This is a genomic window from Rhodococcus sp. 1168, from assembly GCF_002091955.1.
In the GTDB taxonomy this organism is placed as follows: Bacteria; Actinomycetota; Actinomycetes; order Mycobacteriales; family Mycobacteriaceae; genus Rhodococcoides.
Map to the genome: position 1 here is coordinate 43715 of NZ_MKKY01000020.1, position 15531 is coordinate 59245.

Consider the following 15531-nt stretch of genomic DNA (forward strand, 5'->3'; position numbering starts at 1 on the left):
AACTATCCCTCGTAATTGAACCGGGGGAAGGCCAGCTCGCCTGCGTAACGCGCCGCGTCACCGAGAGCTTCTTCGATTCTCAGCAACTGGTTGTACTTGGCGACTCGCTCGCTTCGAGCGGGTGCGCCTGTCTTGATCTGACCACTTCCGACGGCAACTGCCAGGTCAGCGATGGTGGTGTCCTCGGTTTCGCCGCTGCGATGGCTCATCATGGTCTTGTAACCGTTGCGATGCGCCAGCTCGACTGCGTCGAGGGTTTCGGTGAGGGTGCCGATCTGGTTGACCTTGACCAACAGTGCGTTGGCGGCGCCGCGAACGATGCCGTCTTCCAGACGCTCGGGGTTGGTGACGAAGAGATCGTCGCCGACCAGCTGCACCTTGTCGCCGATGGACTCGGTGAGTGCAACCCAGCCATCCCAGTCGTTCTCGTCCAGCGGATCCTCGATGGACACGAGTGGGTAGGCGTCGACGAGCTCGCCGTAGAACGCTGAGAGCTGCTCTGCGGTCTTGGTGTCACGCTCGAAGGCGTAGCCAGTGCCCGCGGTGTAGAACTCGGTGGCCGCGACGTCGAGAGCCAGACCGATATCGCGTCCCGGCTCGAGTCCGGTCTTCTTGATGGCTTCGAGGATGAGGTCGAGTGCTTCTTTGGTACCGGCGAGATCAGGAGCGAAACCGCCCTCGTCACCGAGTCCGGTGGAGAGGCCCTTGGCCTTGAGAACCGACTTGAGCGAGTGGTAGACCTCGGCGCCCCAACGCAGGGATTCCTTGAACGTCGGTGCACCGATCGGAGCGATCATGAATTCTTGGACGTCGACGCCACTGTCCGCATGCGCGCCACCATTGATGATGTTCATCATCGGGACGGGAAGTATGTACGCGTTCGGTCCGCCGAGGTAGCGGAACAGTTCGAGGCCCGCAGACTCTGCAGCAGCCTTCGCGACAGCGAGTGAAACACCCAGGAGCGAGTTCGCGCCGAGGCGGGACTTGTCCGGGGTGCCGTCGAGGTCCAGCAGGGCCTGATCGATGGTGCGCTGCTCGATGGCGTCGAGGCCGATGACCGCCGGTGCGATCTCGTCGAGAACAGCGTTGACGGCCTTCTCCACGCCCTTGCCGCCGTACCGCTCGCCGCCGTCACGAAGCTCGACGGCCTCGTGCTCGCCGGTGGATGCACCGGAGGGAACTGCCGCACGACAAAGAGTTCCGTCGTCCAATGCGACCTCGACCTCGACAGTGGGGTTGCCACGGGAGTCGAGGATCTCGCGAGCTCCGACCTGCTCAATGATGGCCACGAATGCTTCTCCTATAAACGGGGACCGACAACGCCGCTGTTTACGACGCCACGACCGAGTTGCGGACTGTGCCGTGTGTCAGACTAGCCGCTTCGCTCACTCACCCGCATACGACATGTAGCTAGGCGCCGGCTCCCACCGAATAGGCCGCGGCAGCGTCGCGGACATCACGGAGATAGACACCCGACTGGTTGTACGCCATCAGGGCCCGCTCCCACCCTTCCGCGGTGCGCAAGTCGCCCCCGCGCGCACACAAGTACCGGGCTGCAGTAAGGGACGCGTCGTCCAGGTTGTCCGGATTGGGGACACCGTCGCCGTTGGCGTCGACACCCCATTTCTTCCATGTCTCGGGAATGAACTGCATCGGTCCCATCGCGCGGTCGTGAATGTCGTCGCCGTCGAGGGCTCCGCGATCGGTATCCGGGATCTCGGCGATGCCGGGAGCCCCGTCGAGCGGAATTCCGCGAATGGTCGGCGCAACGGTGCCATCCTGCGCGACAGCAGAGCCTTGGTAGGTACCGTGGCGGCTCTCGATGAATCCGATGCCCGCGAGAGTGGTCCAGGCGATCCCGCAGTCCGGCGCCGTGGCGGACATGACCGCGGCGGCGTGCGCGTACGCCGCGAGCGCCGGTTCGGAAATGCTCAGCGCATCCGATTGCGGGGCAGCCCACGCGAGCAGTAGATCTGCGGTGCGTCCGGGAGCATTGAAATCGATGTCCGGGACGGGAGCGCCTGGGCCGGGAGGTATGCCCTCGGGAATGACTCGCGGGGGTTCGGAGGAACCGCATGCGCTGGCCATGATCGTCACTGCCAAAGCTGTGGACAGCAAGATCGCGGCTCGGCGGGGTCGATGGGTCACACCACCCATCCTGCACATCAAAGGTAATAGAAACCTAAAGCTCTATGTAAGAGCTCGTTTGTGGTGTTTTTGCTCTGGCTATCTGGGTGTATGTTCCTGTAATAGTCAACAGATGAGGGTCGCCTACCCTACAGAAGGGAAGGCGTACCGAACTCAGTGCCATTCCAGGGAAGGTCACCCGTGTCCGTACTCGCTGCCGCCGGAACTGCGCCATCGATCGCAACCCAGATGTTCGGCAGTGGACTGATCGGACTCCGTGAAGGGCTCGAAACCGGCATAGTCGTGATGATCCTCGTGGCATTCCTCGTCAAAGCCGATCGCCGCGATGCACTCAAATGGGTATGGCTCGGAGTCGGCGCTGCCGTCGCCATGGTCGCGGTCGTATTCTTCGTCATTCACTACGGTACGTCGACGGTCACCGGTCTCACCGCCGAGATCATCGCCGGGTTCGCATCCCTCGTCGCCGTCGCCATTGTCACCGCCATGGTCCTGTGGATGCGCACAGCGGCCAAGGACATCTCCGGTGAACTGAAGGGCGGAATGGAACGTGCACTGACCGTCGGTCCGATTGCGGTTCTGACACTGGCCTTCTTCGCGGTCGGGCGTGAAGGAATCGAAACCGCGCTTCTCATGGTCGGTTACGCAGAGAACGCCAACGGCAGCCTGTGGCCGTTGCTCGGTCTTCTCGTGGGCATCGTAGTCGCGGCCATCCTGACGATATTCCTGTACTTCGGTGCGATTCGCATCAACTTCGCCGTGTTCTTCAAATACACCGGCATCTTCCTCATCGTCGTCGCCGCCGGAATCCTCGCCTACGGCATACGCGCCCTACAGATCGGCGGAGTGCTCCCCGGCGGATCTTCGGTGGCGTTCGACATCACAGCGCTTTACGACGCCTCGAGCTGGTACGGCACCGTGCTCGCGGGCATCTTCAACTTCCGACCCGAGCCGACGGTCCTGCAGTCCGTCGGCTGGTTGGCATATCTCGTCATCGTCCTGTTTCTGTTTCTCCGGCCGGTTCGCGTCCCCGCGACACCAGAGCCTGTTCTCCACGCTTCCGAAAGGCACTGAAGAAAATGCGTCGTACCACCTACGCTCTGGCAGCGGTTGCGGTTCTTCCGCTGGCTCTGGCCGGTTGTACCGAAAAGTCGTCCTCCGAGACGAGTGCCGGGGACATCACGGTCACCGCGACCGACAACGGCTGTGACATCAGCGCCTCCGAGGGCGCCACTGGAAACTCCACCTTCCAGATCACCAACAACGGCAGCAAGGTCACCGAGTTCTATGTCTACGGCGAAGGCGATCGAGTTATGGGTGAGGTCGAGAACATCGGCCCCGGCCTGACGCGCCAGCTCATCGTTGCGCTGCCCGACCCCGGCACATACCAAACTGCTTGCAAGGCAGGCATGGTGGGCGACGGCATCCGCACAGACTTCCTCGTCAGCGGCGACGCCGTCCGCCAGGCCGACGAAGGTGGTCTGCTTGCCGAAGCCGCATCCGGCTACAAGCGCTACGTCCTCAGCCAGATCGATGCTTTACAGGAGACGACGGCTAGCTTCGTGGCAGCTGTCAAGGCCGGCGATGTCGAGGGCGCCAAGGCTCAATTCCCCATCGCGCGTAGCTATTACGAGCGTATCGAGCCCGTCGCCGAGAGCTTCCCCGACGAGCTCGACCCCCGCATCGACCTCCGCGAGCCCGACGTAGAGCCAAGCGCGGAGTGGACCGGCTTCCACCGCATCGAAAAAGATCTCTGGGCACAGGGGTTGCAGCCGGACACTAACGCGATGGCCGATCAGCTTCAGGCCAACATCGACGAACTCGCCGAGAAGGTCAGGGCCGACGACTTCACCGTCGACCCGATCCAGGTCGCCGGTGGCGCGCAGGGTCTGCTCGACGAGGTCGCCAAGACCAAGATCAGCGGCGAAGAAGACTTCTTCTCGCACACCGACCTCTGGGACTTCCAGGCCAACGTCGACGGCGCGCAGGCTGCGATCGCCGCAGTGCGTCCGATCATCGACGAGCGTCGACCCGAACTCGGAACATCGATCGACACTCGCTTCGCCGCACTCGACGCCGAGCTCGCCAAGTACCGCGTCGGCGACGGCTTCGTGTTCTACGACACCGTGACCGAACCACAGCGCCAAGAACTTTCGAACAAGATCGACGCACTGTCCGCCGAAGTAAGTCAGGTACAGAGTGTCGTCGCAGGAGAGTAAGAGCACAGGTTCGTCCGCCTCCGGCTTCTCCCGACGGCGCCTCTTCGGTGCCGTCGGGGCGGGTGCCGCGCTGGTCGGAGTCGGAGCCATCGCAGGCAACGCAACAGCAGCCGGTTCCGAGTCCCCGACGTCCGACGTCGTCGAGTTCCGCGGTGACCATCAGGCAGGCATCGTCACGCCTGCACAGGACCGCATGCACTTCGTTTCCTTCGACATCACCACCGACTCGCGCGAGGAGTTCGTCGCTCTGCTTCGCAAGTGGACCGATATGGCCGAGCGACTGACCAAGGGCGAAGAGACGTTCGAGGGCGGCGCCGTCGGGGCAGGCGAATACAAGCCGCCGTCCGACACCGGCGAAGCCCTTGGGCTCGCGGCCTCATCACTGACATTGACCATCGGATTCGGTCCGGGGTTGTTCGATCGGTTCGGTCTCGCGGACAAAAAGCCCGCGTCGTTGGCCGACCTCCAGCACTTCCCGGCCGATAACCTCGATCCTGCGCGATCGGGCGGCGACCTGTGCATTCAGGCATGCGCCAACGATCCGCAGGTTGCCGTGCACGCCATTCGCAACTTGGCTCGCGTCGGATTCGGGACGGTGTCCGTCAAGTGGTCGCAACTCGGATTCGGACGCACCTCTTCGACGTCGACAACTCAAGCCACACCTCGAAACCTGTTCGGCTTCAAGGACGGGACCGCCAATCTCAAGGCCGAGGATCCGCAGATGCTGGACCAGAACGTCTGGGTCGATCCTGCCGACGACCAGGAGTGGATGGGTGGCGGCTCCTACCTCGTTGCACGAAGAATACGTATGCTCATCGAGTCCTGGGACCGCACGACGCTCAAAGAGCAAGAACGAGTCATCGGACGTAGCAAGGGAACCGGCGCTCCACTGGGCCTGACCGACGAATTCGATGCGCTCGATCTCGATTCGAAGGGTCCGGACGGGCCCCTCATCGACGCCGACGCGCACGTCCGGTTGGCGTCCAAAGAAGAACTCGGTGGTATCCAGATCCTGCGGCGCGGTTACAACTTCACCGACGGCTCCGACGGTTTCGGGCACCTCGACGCCGGACTGTTCTTCATCGCTTACTGCCGTGATCCCTTGACCCAGTTCGTGCCGCTGCAACTCGCGCTGGCGCGAACGGACCTACTCAACGAGTACATCCAGCACGTCGGCTCCGCGGTGTTCGCGTGCCCACCGGGTCTCGGGGAATCGGAGTACTGGGGTTCTACGCTGTTCGCATAATCGCTTGAATGGCGCATTCATACGATCAAATAGCTTGGATGCGCCATTCAAGCTGGGGCGTGCGGGCAAGCTGGGGCGTGCGGGCAAGCTGGGGGCGGGCAAGCTGGGGCGTGCGGGCAAGCTGGGGGCGGGGACAACTTACGCCCGCAGACCCCAGTTTTCGATCCACTCGATCGCGGAGATCCGCCCGGGAACCGCCCCGCGATCCTTGGCCGACACTTCGGCACAACGGATGCGCTCGGCGAACTCCAACACCCGACGGCGGAGCAGATCTTCCGCGCTCTCCCCCCCACTGCTGTGATCGAGGCCGATGTGCACTGTTCGCAGGTTGTCGGGCACCAGCTCGTCCGGCAGACCGGCCTTGGCTGCGCGCGCAATGATCTTCTGCGTCAATGCAAGTGCGGGCTGCGCCATCGCGATGCCGTCGAGGCATGATCCGCGCGCCTTCTCTGCCGCCTTGCGTTCTTCCCACGCCCGTTCCTGCGTCGCGACGTCGATGGGTCCCGTCGATCCGTCAGTCAGGTGGGGTGTGCGGTGGGTCAGCTTCGCGACCAGACCGGCAGCGACATCGTCGACGTCGAAGCCGCCGGGTTCTGCGTCCTGAGCGATCCTCGAATGAAACAAGACCTGCAGAAGGAGATCGCCCAGTTCTTCCTTCAGATCCACGAGGTTCCCACTGTGTATCGCATCGAGTAACTCGTAGGTTTCTTCCAGAAGGTAGCCGCTCAACGAGGCATGCGTCTGTTGGGCTTCCCAGCCCCCGATCGATCGGAGTCGATCCATCAGAACGACCGCTGCGATGAGGTCGTCACCGGGCAGTTTCGGGGAGGCGATGACCCGGTCGCCGCGCCGAATACGCGCGAGGACTCGACCGTTGTGCGGGTCGGTACTGACGAGCACCCCTCCGGAGTTGTCGGAGCGTGCAGTTCCGGCGAACATCCATCGAATACTGACCGGCACTTCCTCGGTGAATTCGACTACTCCACTGAGGAATTCGACGGCCTCTGCAGGGACTTGACCGGGCCGGGTCGGGTCGAGCAGCACTACCGTCATCACACCCCCACAGTGTGCTCCAACAGAACCGATCGAGACGGCTTACTGTCGAGCGAGAGGATCAGGTCGGCAATGAACTGCACCAATTCGACGTCACGGACCCTGGCCGCTCCGACTCCCCCACCCTCGACCCGCGGTAGCGGTAGCTGTACGACGCCGGTGGTCGCGCGGTACTGCGCGCTCGGGTAGAGACGTTTGAGCCGGATCTGCTTGGAATCGGGGAGATCCATCGGCGCCAACTTCACCTGCGTACCAGCGACATTGACGTCGGTCAGGTTGTATTCCTTGGCGATAAGCCGCAGCTTCGCGACGGAAACGAGCCTGCCGACTTCCTCGGGCAGCGGACCGTAGCGGTCCACCAACTCCTCGATGACGGCATAGATGCCTTCGGAATCCGTAGCAGCGGCCAACTTCCGGTAAGCCTCGAGGCGAAGCCGATCACTGGTGACGTAGTCCGGCGGAATGTTGGCGTCGACGGGCAGGTCGATCCGAACTTCCTTGGGGGCTTCGTCGGTGGTGATGGGCTTTCCGTCGGCAGCTGCCCGGTAGGCCTCGACAGCTTCACCGACCAATCGCACGTACAGGTCGAACCCGACACCTGCCACGTGGCCGGACTGTTCGGCACCGAGAACGTTGCCGGCACCGCGAATTTCGAGATCCTTCATCGCCACGGCCATACCGGCACCGAGGTCGGAGTTCTGCGAGATGGTGGACAGACGGTCGTACGCAGTCTCGGTAAGCGGCTTCTCGGGCGGATACAGGAAGTACGCGTAGCCACGTTCGCGACTACGCCCGACCCGACCACGAAGCTGATGCAACTGCGAAAGGCCCAGCGAATCACTGCGTTCGACGATCAGAGTGTTCGCATTCGAGATATCGAGACCGGTTTCGATGATGGTGGTGCAGACGAGTACATCCGTTTCGCGTTCCCAGAACCCCTGTACGGTTCGCTCGAGCGTCTCCTCGTTCATCTGACCGTGCGCGGTGGACACCCGAGCTTCCGGTACGAGGTCACGAATCTTCTTCGCTGCCTTGTCGATCGAGCTGACTCGGTTGTGTACGAAGAAGACCTGCCCGTCACGGAGCAGTTCACGTCTGATGGCCGCAGCGACCTGCTTGTCGTTGTAGGCGCCCACATAGGTGAGCACCGGGTGACGCTCTTCCGGCGGAGTCAGAATCGTCGACATTTCACGAATGCCGGCAAGGCTCATCTCCAGAGTACGAGGAATCGGTGTCGCCGACATGGTCAGGACGTCCACGTGCGTACGCAAGGACTTGATGTGCTCTTTGTGTTCGACGCCGAATCGCTGTTCCTCGTCGACGATGACCAACCCCAGGTCTTTCCACGCCACTCCAGTCTGCAGCAACCGGTGAGTACCGACGACGATATCGACCGTCCCGTCGGCGAGCCCTGCCATGACCAGCTTCGAGTCGGAACCGTGGGTGAAGCGAGAGAGCCCCTTGACCGTCACCGGGAAGGCCGCCATTCGCTCGGTGAAGGTCTGCAGATGCTGTTGTGCCAGCAAGGTCGTCGGCACGAGGATGGCGACCTGCTTACCGTCTTGAACGGCTTTGAAAGCGGCACGAACGGCAATCTCGGTCTTGCCGTAACCGACGTCACCGAGGATGACACGGTCCATCGGGACCGGCTTCTCCATGTCGGCCTTGACTTCGGTGATGGCCGTCATCTGGTCCATCGTCTCGGTGAACGCGAACGCGTCCTCCATTTCACGCTGCCATGGAGTATCGGGGCCGAAGGCGTGGCCGGGCGCCGCCTGACGCGCTGCATACAGCTGCACGAGCTCTCCGGCGATCTCCCGAACAGCCTTGCGCGCCTTGCGTTTCGTGTTCGACCAGTCCGAACCACCGAGCTTGCTCAGCGACGGCATTTCCCCGCCGACATAGCGAGAGAGCTGATCCAGAGAATCCATCGGCACGAACAGTCGATCCCCCGGGTGTCCCCTCTTGCTGGGTGCATACTCCACGACGAGGTACTCGCGGCGAGCTCCACCGATGGTCCGCTCGACCATTTCGACGAACCGGCCGATACCGTGCTGATCGTGCACGACACTGTCGCCGGCCTTCAATGCAAGCGGATCGACCTGATTCCGCCTCTTGGCCGGTAGCTTTCGGCCCTCGGCGGCGGCAACGCGGTTGCCCGTCAGGTCGCTTTCGGTGACGATCACAAGGTTCGCGTCGGGCAGGATCAGTCCGGCATGGAGCGAGGCGCACAGGACGCTGACGACGTCGGGCAATGGCTCGGTGCCCGAATCAATTGCGACAGCGGGCACTTCGGCCTCGCCGAGCCGCTCGATGATGCGCGTTGCGGTTCCCGCGCCCGCGACGGCGATGACGGCGCGACCGCCGGTGGAGACATGCGCTCGGAGCATGGCGAAGAGTCCGGTGAGCAGCTCTTCCGAACCACGGACCTCAGGGACGGTCTCGATCGCCAACTCGACCTCGGTCTCACTCCCCGAAGCCAGTGGGCTGATGGTCCACCACGGCCGCCCGAGCGCCTGCGCGGATTCGCGGATCTGGCGTAGCGAACGGTATGCGGACGCTCCGAGGTCGAGACTCGTCCCGCCCAGGCTGCTGGTGTCCACAGTCGCGGTGTCGAGAGGTGCCGCTCCACCCACGGACGCCGCCGTCCACGATGCCTCGAGGAACTCTTGCCCGGTACGAACCAAATCTGTTGCACGCGTCCGGATTCGCTCTGGATCGCACAGCAGGACGTGTGCACCCTTCGGCAATACATCGGCCAGTAGCTCGAGTTCGCCAGGCTGCAGCAGCGGAAGCAGCGCTTCCATGCCTTCCACTGGTACCCCGGCAGACATCTTGTCCAACATCTCCACCAGTGCCGCATCGGCCTGATTGTCACCGGCGAGCACCGCCGCACGATCGCGGACGTCCTGAGTGAGAATCAGTTCACGGCAGGGCGGTGCGATGACCGACTCGATGACGACGTCGGGCAGGGAGCGCTGATCGGCAACGGAGAAAGCGCGGAGTTCGGTGACCTCGTCACCCCAGAACTCGACACGTACCGGATGATCGGCCGTCGGGGAGAAGATATCGAGGATGCCGCCACGGACGGCGAATTCGCCTCGTTTGCCGACCATGTCGACGCGCGTGTACGCCAACTCGACGAGTCGGTGGATCAGGCCGTCGAAGTCGATCTCGACGCCCACCTTCAATCCGATCGGCTCGATCTCGCCGAGCCCCGGGGCCATCGGCTGAACGAGCGATCGCACCGTGGTGACGATCACCTGGAGGGGTGGGCCGTAGTCCTGATCATCCGGCCGCGCGAGCCGCCGCAATACTTCGAGTCTCCGGCCGACGGTGTCTGCGCTAGGCGAGAGCCGCTCGTGCGGCAGGGTCTCCCACGACGGAAACTGCGCCACCGCGTCGCCGAACATCTGACCGAGTTCAGCGGTGAGATCGTCCGCTTCACGTCCCGTCGCGGTGACGACGAGCACCTGCGCCTGCTGCGCTATCGCGGCAGCGACGAAGGGGCGCGAGGAGTTCGGCGCGACGAGCGTGTACTCCGCAGTCCCGACAGCCTCGCTCACGGTCATCAAAGCGGAATCTGCCAGAGCGACGCGCGCGACGCCCGACAGGTGAAGCGAGGAATCGGAAGACAACAGCAGGGCTCCTGAACGAAGGACGACACGAAGGCAGCCCGGTTCGAAGTGCACCAAGATCATGGCGAACGAACGAACCGGCGGTCGCGGCCAATTCTATGGGAGAACACCGACCCGGCGACGGCTGGGCGTGCCCACCGAGCCGTCGGAGCTAGTGCCGGATGACCCGTCGTGCCGCAAATTCGCGGAAGTAGTCGAGCTTGCCTGCCGTGACGAGCGAGGGAAGCAGGTAGTACCAGAGGCGCTCCATGCGCGAGGGCAACTCCTCGGTGGTCCCGGTAGCGACGGCAACCATGTGCACACCGGTAAGAATCTCGAGAACGAGAGATCCGATGGTGTGCGGGTCCGCATCCGGATCGATATCGCCCTGCTTGATCGCCTTGGCTGCAAGCGCATCGAACGCGACGCTCCAACCGGCCATGACATTGCCCTGTGTACCTCTATAGTCACCGATCTGGTGGCTCAGACGCATCATCGCGGAGACCATCGGGTCAGTGACCGACATGTCCACGACGATGTAGGAGATGCCGATGGCAGCTTCGAGAGCCGGGATACGGCCGTCGTTGAACTGCAGGCACGCGGCGGTGAGCCTGGCGTTGCCCTCGTCGATCACAGCCCGCGCGAGTTCTTCCTTCGACCCGAAGTGGAAGTAGAGAGCACCCTTGGTGACCTGTGATTGAGAGATGATTTCGCTGAGACTCGCGTTCGCGTATCCGAGACGCAGAAACACGTTCGCTGCACCGGACAACACCGTGTCGCGAGTAATCTCAGCGCGGGCCTGTCTGACCATTGGATCCGCCTTAGGAATACTGGGACTGCCATTGCGCAATGCTGCGAACGGTACCATCCAGTGGTTTTCTCGCCTCGGTCAACTTGCTAACGGTCTGAACAAATAAAACCAGCGCCTGTGACGTAACTCTCAGTGCTGCAAAATTGACCCTACCCGCTCTTTCGAGCGGTAGTGCGAAAATCGACCGCTCATTTGCCCCCCAATTGCGGCGCAGCCTCCAGATTGGTCAACCCGTTCCAACACAAGTTGACAACGTGAGCCGCAACAACTTCTTTCGAAGGTTCTCGGACGTCGAGCCACCACTGCGCCGTCATCGAGACCATCCCGACCAGTGCTTGCGCATACAAGGGAGCAAACCCGGCGTCGAACCCGCGCCGCGTGAAATCCCCGGCCAGGATGTGGCCTACCTGAGAGACGGCATCGTTCAACAATGAGGAGTACTTGCCATCAGCGACCGCAGCGACCGGCGAGTCCCTAACCAAGATCCGGAAGCCGTCCGTGCGTTCCTCCACATAGGTCAGCAGGGCAAGCGCGACTCGCTCGACGCGAACTCGAGAGCGATTCTGTTCGAGCGAGGACGTGATCATCTGCAGCAGCGTCGACATCTCCCGATCGACGATCACCGCATACAGGCCCTCTTTCCCGCCGAAGTGCTCGTACACGACAGGCTTGGACACGTGTGCCCGACCTGCGATTTCTTCCACCGACGTCGCCTCGTACCCGCGCTCGGCGAAAAGAGACCTCCCGATCTCGATCAACTGCTCACGTCGCTGCGTCCCCGTCATACGGACGCGCGTTACCCGCTCGGGTTCGGACAAACTGCCTCCCACCGAAATTCTTCGCTCGCTTGCTTGCAAGGAGCCTCGTCCGGCCAGCCTAGTGGTCAATTTTGGGCGCGGTTCGACTGGCAACTACCGTTCATGCGAGACTCGTTGCGCTCGGTGGAAGAACCGTGGCCGTCGACCTGATTCACAAAGGTCTTCAGTCTTCGGAGAAACCGCTGGTCCACGATCCGCCGTGGTGTAATGGCAGCACCTCTGATTTTGGTTCAGATAGTTCAGGTTCGAGTCCTGGCGGCGGAGCGAGAAGAATTTCTGTCGAGAAAGTAACCAGCAATTCGCGAGGAGCTCAGTTGCCGTTGCACACCGCCGTGGTCGTTCTCGCAGCGGGAGCAGGCACCCGGATGCGGTCCAAGACTCCCAAAGTCCTCCACCCCCTCGCCGGCCGCACGATGCTTGCCCATGCTCTGCATGCCGCTGCCGATCTAGGGCCCGACTACCTGGTCACCGTTGTCGGGCACGATCGTGAGCGGGTTACGGAATCGGTCGACGAGTTGAGTGTCCAGCTCGGACGCACCATCTCCACCTCCGTTCAGGACGAACAACTCGGTACCGGCCACGCAGTGCAGTGCGGCTTACGTTCACTACCGGACGACTTCGAGGGCACCATCCTCGTCACAGCTGCCGACGTGCCCCTGCTCGACGGCCACACCCTCAAAGCGTTGCTCGACGAGCACCTGAGCGCACCCAAACCTGCCGCGGCGACGGTCCTGACATTCGTGCCCTCCGACGCCAACGGGTACGGCCGAATCGTACGTACCGAAGACGGTGAAATAGCCGAAATCGTCGAGCATGCCGACGCGAGTCCGGCACAGATCAGAATCGACGAGGTCAATTCCGGGATCTATGCGTTCGATGCCGTCGCACTGCGGACTGCACTGGGCAAGCTGAGCACCCAGAACGCTCAGCACGAGCTGTACCTGACGGACGTGGTCAAGATCAGCAAGAGCAGCGACCTGGCGGTCTACGGCACTCAGCTCGCCGATCCGGACCTGGTTCTGGGTGTCAACGACCGAGTTCAGCTCGCCCGCATCACCGCAATCTTCAATCGTCACATCATCGAGCGACACATGCGCGCGGGTGTCACCGTCGTCGATCCCGCCACTACCTGGATCGACGTCGATGTCACTCTCGGGGCAGATGTCCGTCTCGAACCCGGCGTTCAGTTACTGGGAAGCACTCACATCGGCGAGGACACCGTCATCGGACCCGACACCACGCTCCGCGACGTCGTCGTCGGCGAGCGCGCGTCGGTGGTACGCACCCAAGCCGATCTCGCAACCATCGGCTCCGGTGCCACTGTCGGCCCGTTCGCGTACTTACGTCCAGGGTCCGACATCGGGAACGGCGCCAAGGTGGGAACCTTCGTCGAAACCAAGAATTCGACAATCGGAAACCACTCGAAGGTGCCGCACCTGACCTACGTCGGCGACGCGACCATCGGTGAGTACTCCAACATCGGCGCGTCGAGCGTTTTCGTGAACTACGACGGCGTCGACAAGAACCGCACCATCGTCGGTTCGCACGTCCGGACTGGGTCGGACAACATGTTCGTCGCCCCGGTCCGAGTAGGCGACGGGGCCTACACCGGAGCCGGAACGGTGCTCCGACACGATGTACCCCCGGGGGCGCTCGCCGTCTCCGCGGGTTCCCAGCGCAACATCGAGGGCTGGGTCGAAAAGAAACGGCCAGGAACGGCGGCGGCGGAAGCTGCGGTTCGGGCTGTGGCTGCCAAGTCGACAAACGCGCACGAATCAAAGGATGGCGAACAGCAGTGACCACCCCCAATTGGATCGACAACCAGAAGAACCTCATGCTCTTCTCGGGTCGTGCACATCCAGAGCTTGCCGAGCAGGTGGCGAAGGAGCTGGGAATCGGCCTGACCCCGCAGACCGCACGCGACTTCGCCAACGGGGAGATTTTCGTTCGCTTCGAGGAATCCGTCCGCGGATCCGACGCCTTCGTTCTGCAGAGTCACCCGTTCCCGCTCAACACCTGGCTGATGGAGCAGTTGATCATGATCGACGCGCTCAAGCGCGGATCGGCCAAGCGCATCACCGCAATTCTGCCGTTCTACCCGTACGCCCGTCAGGACAAGAAGCACCGCGGACGCGAGCCGATCTCGGCGCGTCTGGTGGCCGACCTACTCAAGACCGCCGGCGCCGATCGCATCATCACGGTCGATCTGCACACCGATCAGATTCAAGGCTTCTTCGATGGCCCCGTCGACCACATGCACGCGCACAGCCAGTTGGCCGAGCACATCCGAAGCAAGTACAGCCTCGAACACATCACCGTCGTCTCCCCTGACTCGGGGCGCGTTCGCGTCGCCGAGAAGTGGGCCGACAGCTTCGGCGGCGGACCGCTGGCCTTCATTCACAAGACACGCGACCCCTTGGTGCCCAACCAGGTCAAGTCGAACCGCGTCGTCGGAGACGTCGAAGGACGCACCTGCATCCTGATCGACGACATGATCGACACCGGCGGAACGATCGCCGGTGCGGTGAAGGTGCTCAAGGAAGCCGGAGCCGGTGACGTCGTCATCGCAGCCACCCACGGCGTCCTCAGCAGCCCTGCCGCCGAACGTCTCGCAGAATGCGGGGCAAAGGAAGTTGTCGTCACCAACACCCTCCCGATCAGCGAAGACAAGCGCTTCGACACGCTCACCGTGCTGTCCATCGCTCCGCTGCTTGCTCGCACCATCCACGAGGTCTTCGAAAACGGTTCGGTGACAAGCCTCTTCAACGGCGTCGCTTAGCACCCAGCACTATTTGGTTGTTCGCAGGCTCAGTTTCTTTACACCCGCTCCGCCATCTCTCCCCACTGCATGAACTTGGTCACTAGCAGGTTCGAAAACCGCAGTTCGACAGGGAGGGGTGTGCGGGGCGGGTTTCGTTGTAACCTAGGATGACTCGTCGTGATCGACGCACAAACTATGGACAGCCCGACCGCAACTTCTACCGTCCGAATCGCCCGCTGGACTCCGGGCGCGTGCGTGTGGTGTGGGAGCACCGATTCGATCGAAATGTATCGAAACGAGCCACGCTGCGGCCAATGCCGCGAACACGAAGCCATCATCGACGAGGCCAAGCACTTCATCGGAATGTATGGTTTGCGCCCCCTCGGCGGCACCCTCGCGTCCGAAGACGAGGAAGAGCGCGAGTACCGCGTCACCGCACGCGACGCACGCGAGGTTCTCAATCGCATCCGCCTCGAGAAGCTTCCCGATCCTGCCGCCGTGCGCAAAGCATTGCGTCCGAGGGCAGCTGCCGCAGTTGCCGCAGCGCCGACGTCGGCGTCGGCGTCGGCGTCTGCATCAGGAAAAGCAGCTCCCAAGAAATCCCAGGCAGGTGTGACCAGTGTCGACCTGATCGAACTTCAGTCACGTGGACAGAAGCTCCTCGAGCAGTTGGCGAGCATCGACGAAAAGATCGCCGCACTCGACGGCAGCTCCGGATTGCCGGCCCGTGCGCGGCTCAAGGACCTCAACAGTCAGCGCACGAGCGTGATGGGCACACTGGGCGCCCTCGAAAAGGCTCGTCGCCGTACCAGCTGACTCCACTCCCTCCTCACACCGAAGCACGTGTGTTCCGAGGGGAGG

General features: G+C 62.6%; 12 protein-coding genes and 1 tRNA gene. 7 read left to right on the forward strand and 6 right to left on the reverse strand.

Translation table 11 applies throughout. The annotated features are described in order from the left end of the window. Positions 1–2: 2 nt before the first annotated feature. Both eno and BJI47_RS01525 read right to left on the reverse strand, forming a co-directional pair. Positions 3–1289, reverse strand: a complete 1287-nt coding sequence (gene eno, locus BJI47_RS01520; protein ID WP_088942050.1) for a phosphopyruvate hydratase — start codon at positions 1287–1289, stop codon at positions 3–5. Between the two features lie 121 nt (positions 1290–1410). Then, a complete protein-coding gene (locus BJI47_RS01525; RefSeq protein WP_254900331.1) occupies positions 1411–2088 on the reverse strand; it encodes a lytic murein transglycosylase in 678 nt (225 codons plus the stop codon). A gap of 240 nt (positions 2089–2328) precedes the next feature. On the opposite strand from BJI47_RS01525, the gene efeU reads away from it, so the two are divergent. From efeU to efeB, 3 genes are read left to right on the forward strand one after another with little or no spacing between them, the layout of a single operon-like run. Next, positions 2329–3219 carry an iron uptake transporter permease EfeU gene (gene efeU, locus BJI47_RS01530; RefSeq protein ID WP_088942051.1) on the forward strand — a complete coding sequence of 297 codons (891 nt, stop codon included), beginning with the start codon at positions 2329–2331 and terminating at the stop codon, positions 3217–3219. 5 nt (positions 3220–3224) lie between these two features. Next, entirely contained in the window at positions 3225–4364 is a 1140-nt protein-coding gene (efeO, locus tag BJI47_RS01535; protein ID WP_088942052.1) for an iron uptake system protein EfeO, read from the forward strand. Further along, positions 4345–5610 carry an iron uptake transporter deferrochelatase/peroxidase subunit gene (efeB, locus tag BJI47_RS01540; RefSeq protein ID WP_088942053.1) on the forward strand — a complete coding sequence of 422 codons (1266 nt, stop codon included), beginning with the start codon at positions 4345–4347 and terminating at the stop codon, positions 5608–5610. The genes efeO and efeB overlap by 20 nt, the downstream gene beginning before the upstream one ends. Before the next feature lie 138 nt (positions 5611–5748). Here the strand turns inward: efeB and BJI47_RS01545 are convergent, their stop codons facing one another. The 4 genes from BJI47_RS01545 to BJI47_RS01560 form a co-directional block, all read right to left on the reverse strand. Beyond that, complete coding sequence (locus BJI47_RS01545) at positions 5749–6663, reverse strand: MazG family protein (protein WP_088942054.1); 915 nt, start codon at positions 6661–6663, stop codon at positions 5749–5751. Further along, positions 6663–10235, reverse strand: a complete 3573-nt coding sequence (gene mfd / locus BJI47_RS01550; protein WP_254900332.1) for a transcription-repair coupling factor — start codon at positions 10233–10235, stop codon at positions 6663–6665. The genes BJI47_RS01545 and mfd overlap by 1 nt, the downstream gene beginning before the upstream one ends. A gap of 217 nt (positions 10236–10452) precedes the next feature. Next, a complete protein-coding gene (locus BJI47_RS01555) occupies positions 10453–11091 on the reverse strand; it encodes a ScbR family autoregulator-binding transcription factor (protein WP_088942113.1) in 639 nt (212 codons plus the stop codon). A gap of 188 nt (positions 11092–11279) precedes the next feature. Beyond that, complete coding sequence (locus BJI47_RS01560; protein WP_176224627.1) at positions 11280–11876, reverse strand: TetR/AcrR family transcriptional regulator; 597 nt, start codon at positions 11874–11876, stop codon at positions 11280–11282. 226 nt (positions 11877–12102) lie between these two features. Here BJI47_RS01560 and BJI47_RS01565 point away from each other — a divergent pair. From BJI47_RS01565 to BJI47_RS01580, 4 genes are all read left to right on the forward strand, one after another. After that, a tRNA-Gln gene (locus BJI47_RS01565) sits at positions 12103–12173 on the forward strand. 50 nt (positions 12174–12223) lie between these two features. After that, entirely contained in the window at positions 12224–13708 is a 1485-nt protein-coding gene (gene glmU / locus BJI47_RS01570) for a bifunctional UDP-N-acetylglucosamine diphosphorylase/glucosamine-1-phosphate N-acetyltransferase GlmU (RefSeq protein ID WP_176224623.1), read from the forward strand. Next, entirely contained in the window at positions 13705–14688 is a 984-nt protein-coding gene (locus tag BJI47_RS01575) for a ribose-phosphate diphosphokinase (RefSeq protein ID WP_088942055.1), read from the forward strand. The genes glmU and BJI47_RS01575 overlap by 4 nt, the downstream gene beginning before the upstream one ends. Before the next feature lie 159 nt (positions 14689–14847). Next, positions 14848–15486, forward strand: a complete 639-nt coding sequence (locus BJI47_RS01580; protein WP_176224624.1) for a hypothetical protein — start codon at positions 14848–14850, stop codon at positions 15484–15486. Positions 15487–15531 lie beyond the last annotated feature (45 nt).

Excerpts from the sequence above, each read along its gene's own strand:
- BJI47_RS01525 (WP_254900331.1), bottom strand. The coding sequence starts at position 2,088 with ATGGCCAGCGCATGCGGTTCCTCCGAACCCCCGCGAGTCATTCCCGAG.
- efeO (WP_088942052.1), top strand. The coding sequence starts at position 3,225 with ATGCGTCGTACCACCTACGCTCTGGCAGCGGTTGCGGTTCTTCCGCTG.
- BJI47_RS01545 (WP_088942054.1), bottom strand. The coding sequence starts at position 6,663 with ATGACGGTAGTGCTGCTCGACCCGACCCGGCCCGGTCAAGTCCCTGCA.
- mfd (WP_254900332.1), bottom strand. The coding sequence starts at position 10,235 with ATGACCGTGAGCGAGGCTGTCGGGACTGCGGAGTACACGCTCGTCGCG.
- BJI47_RS01555 (WP_088942113.1), bottom strand. The coding sequence starts at position 11,091 with ATGGTCAGACAGGCCCGCGCTGAGATTACTCGCGACACGGTGTTGTCC.
- BJI47_RS01560 (WP_176224627.1), bottom strand. The coding sequence starts at position 11,876 with ATGACGGGGACGCAGCGACGTGAGCAGTTGATCGAGATCGGGAGGTCT.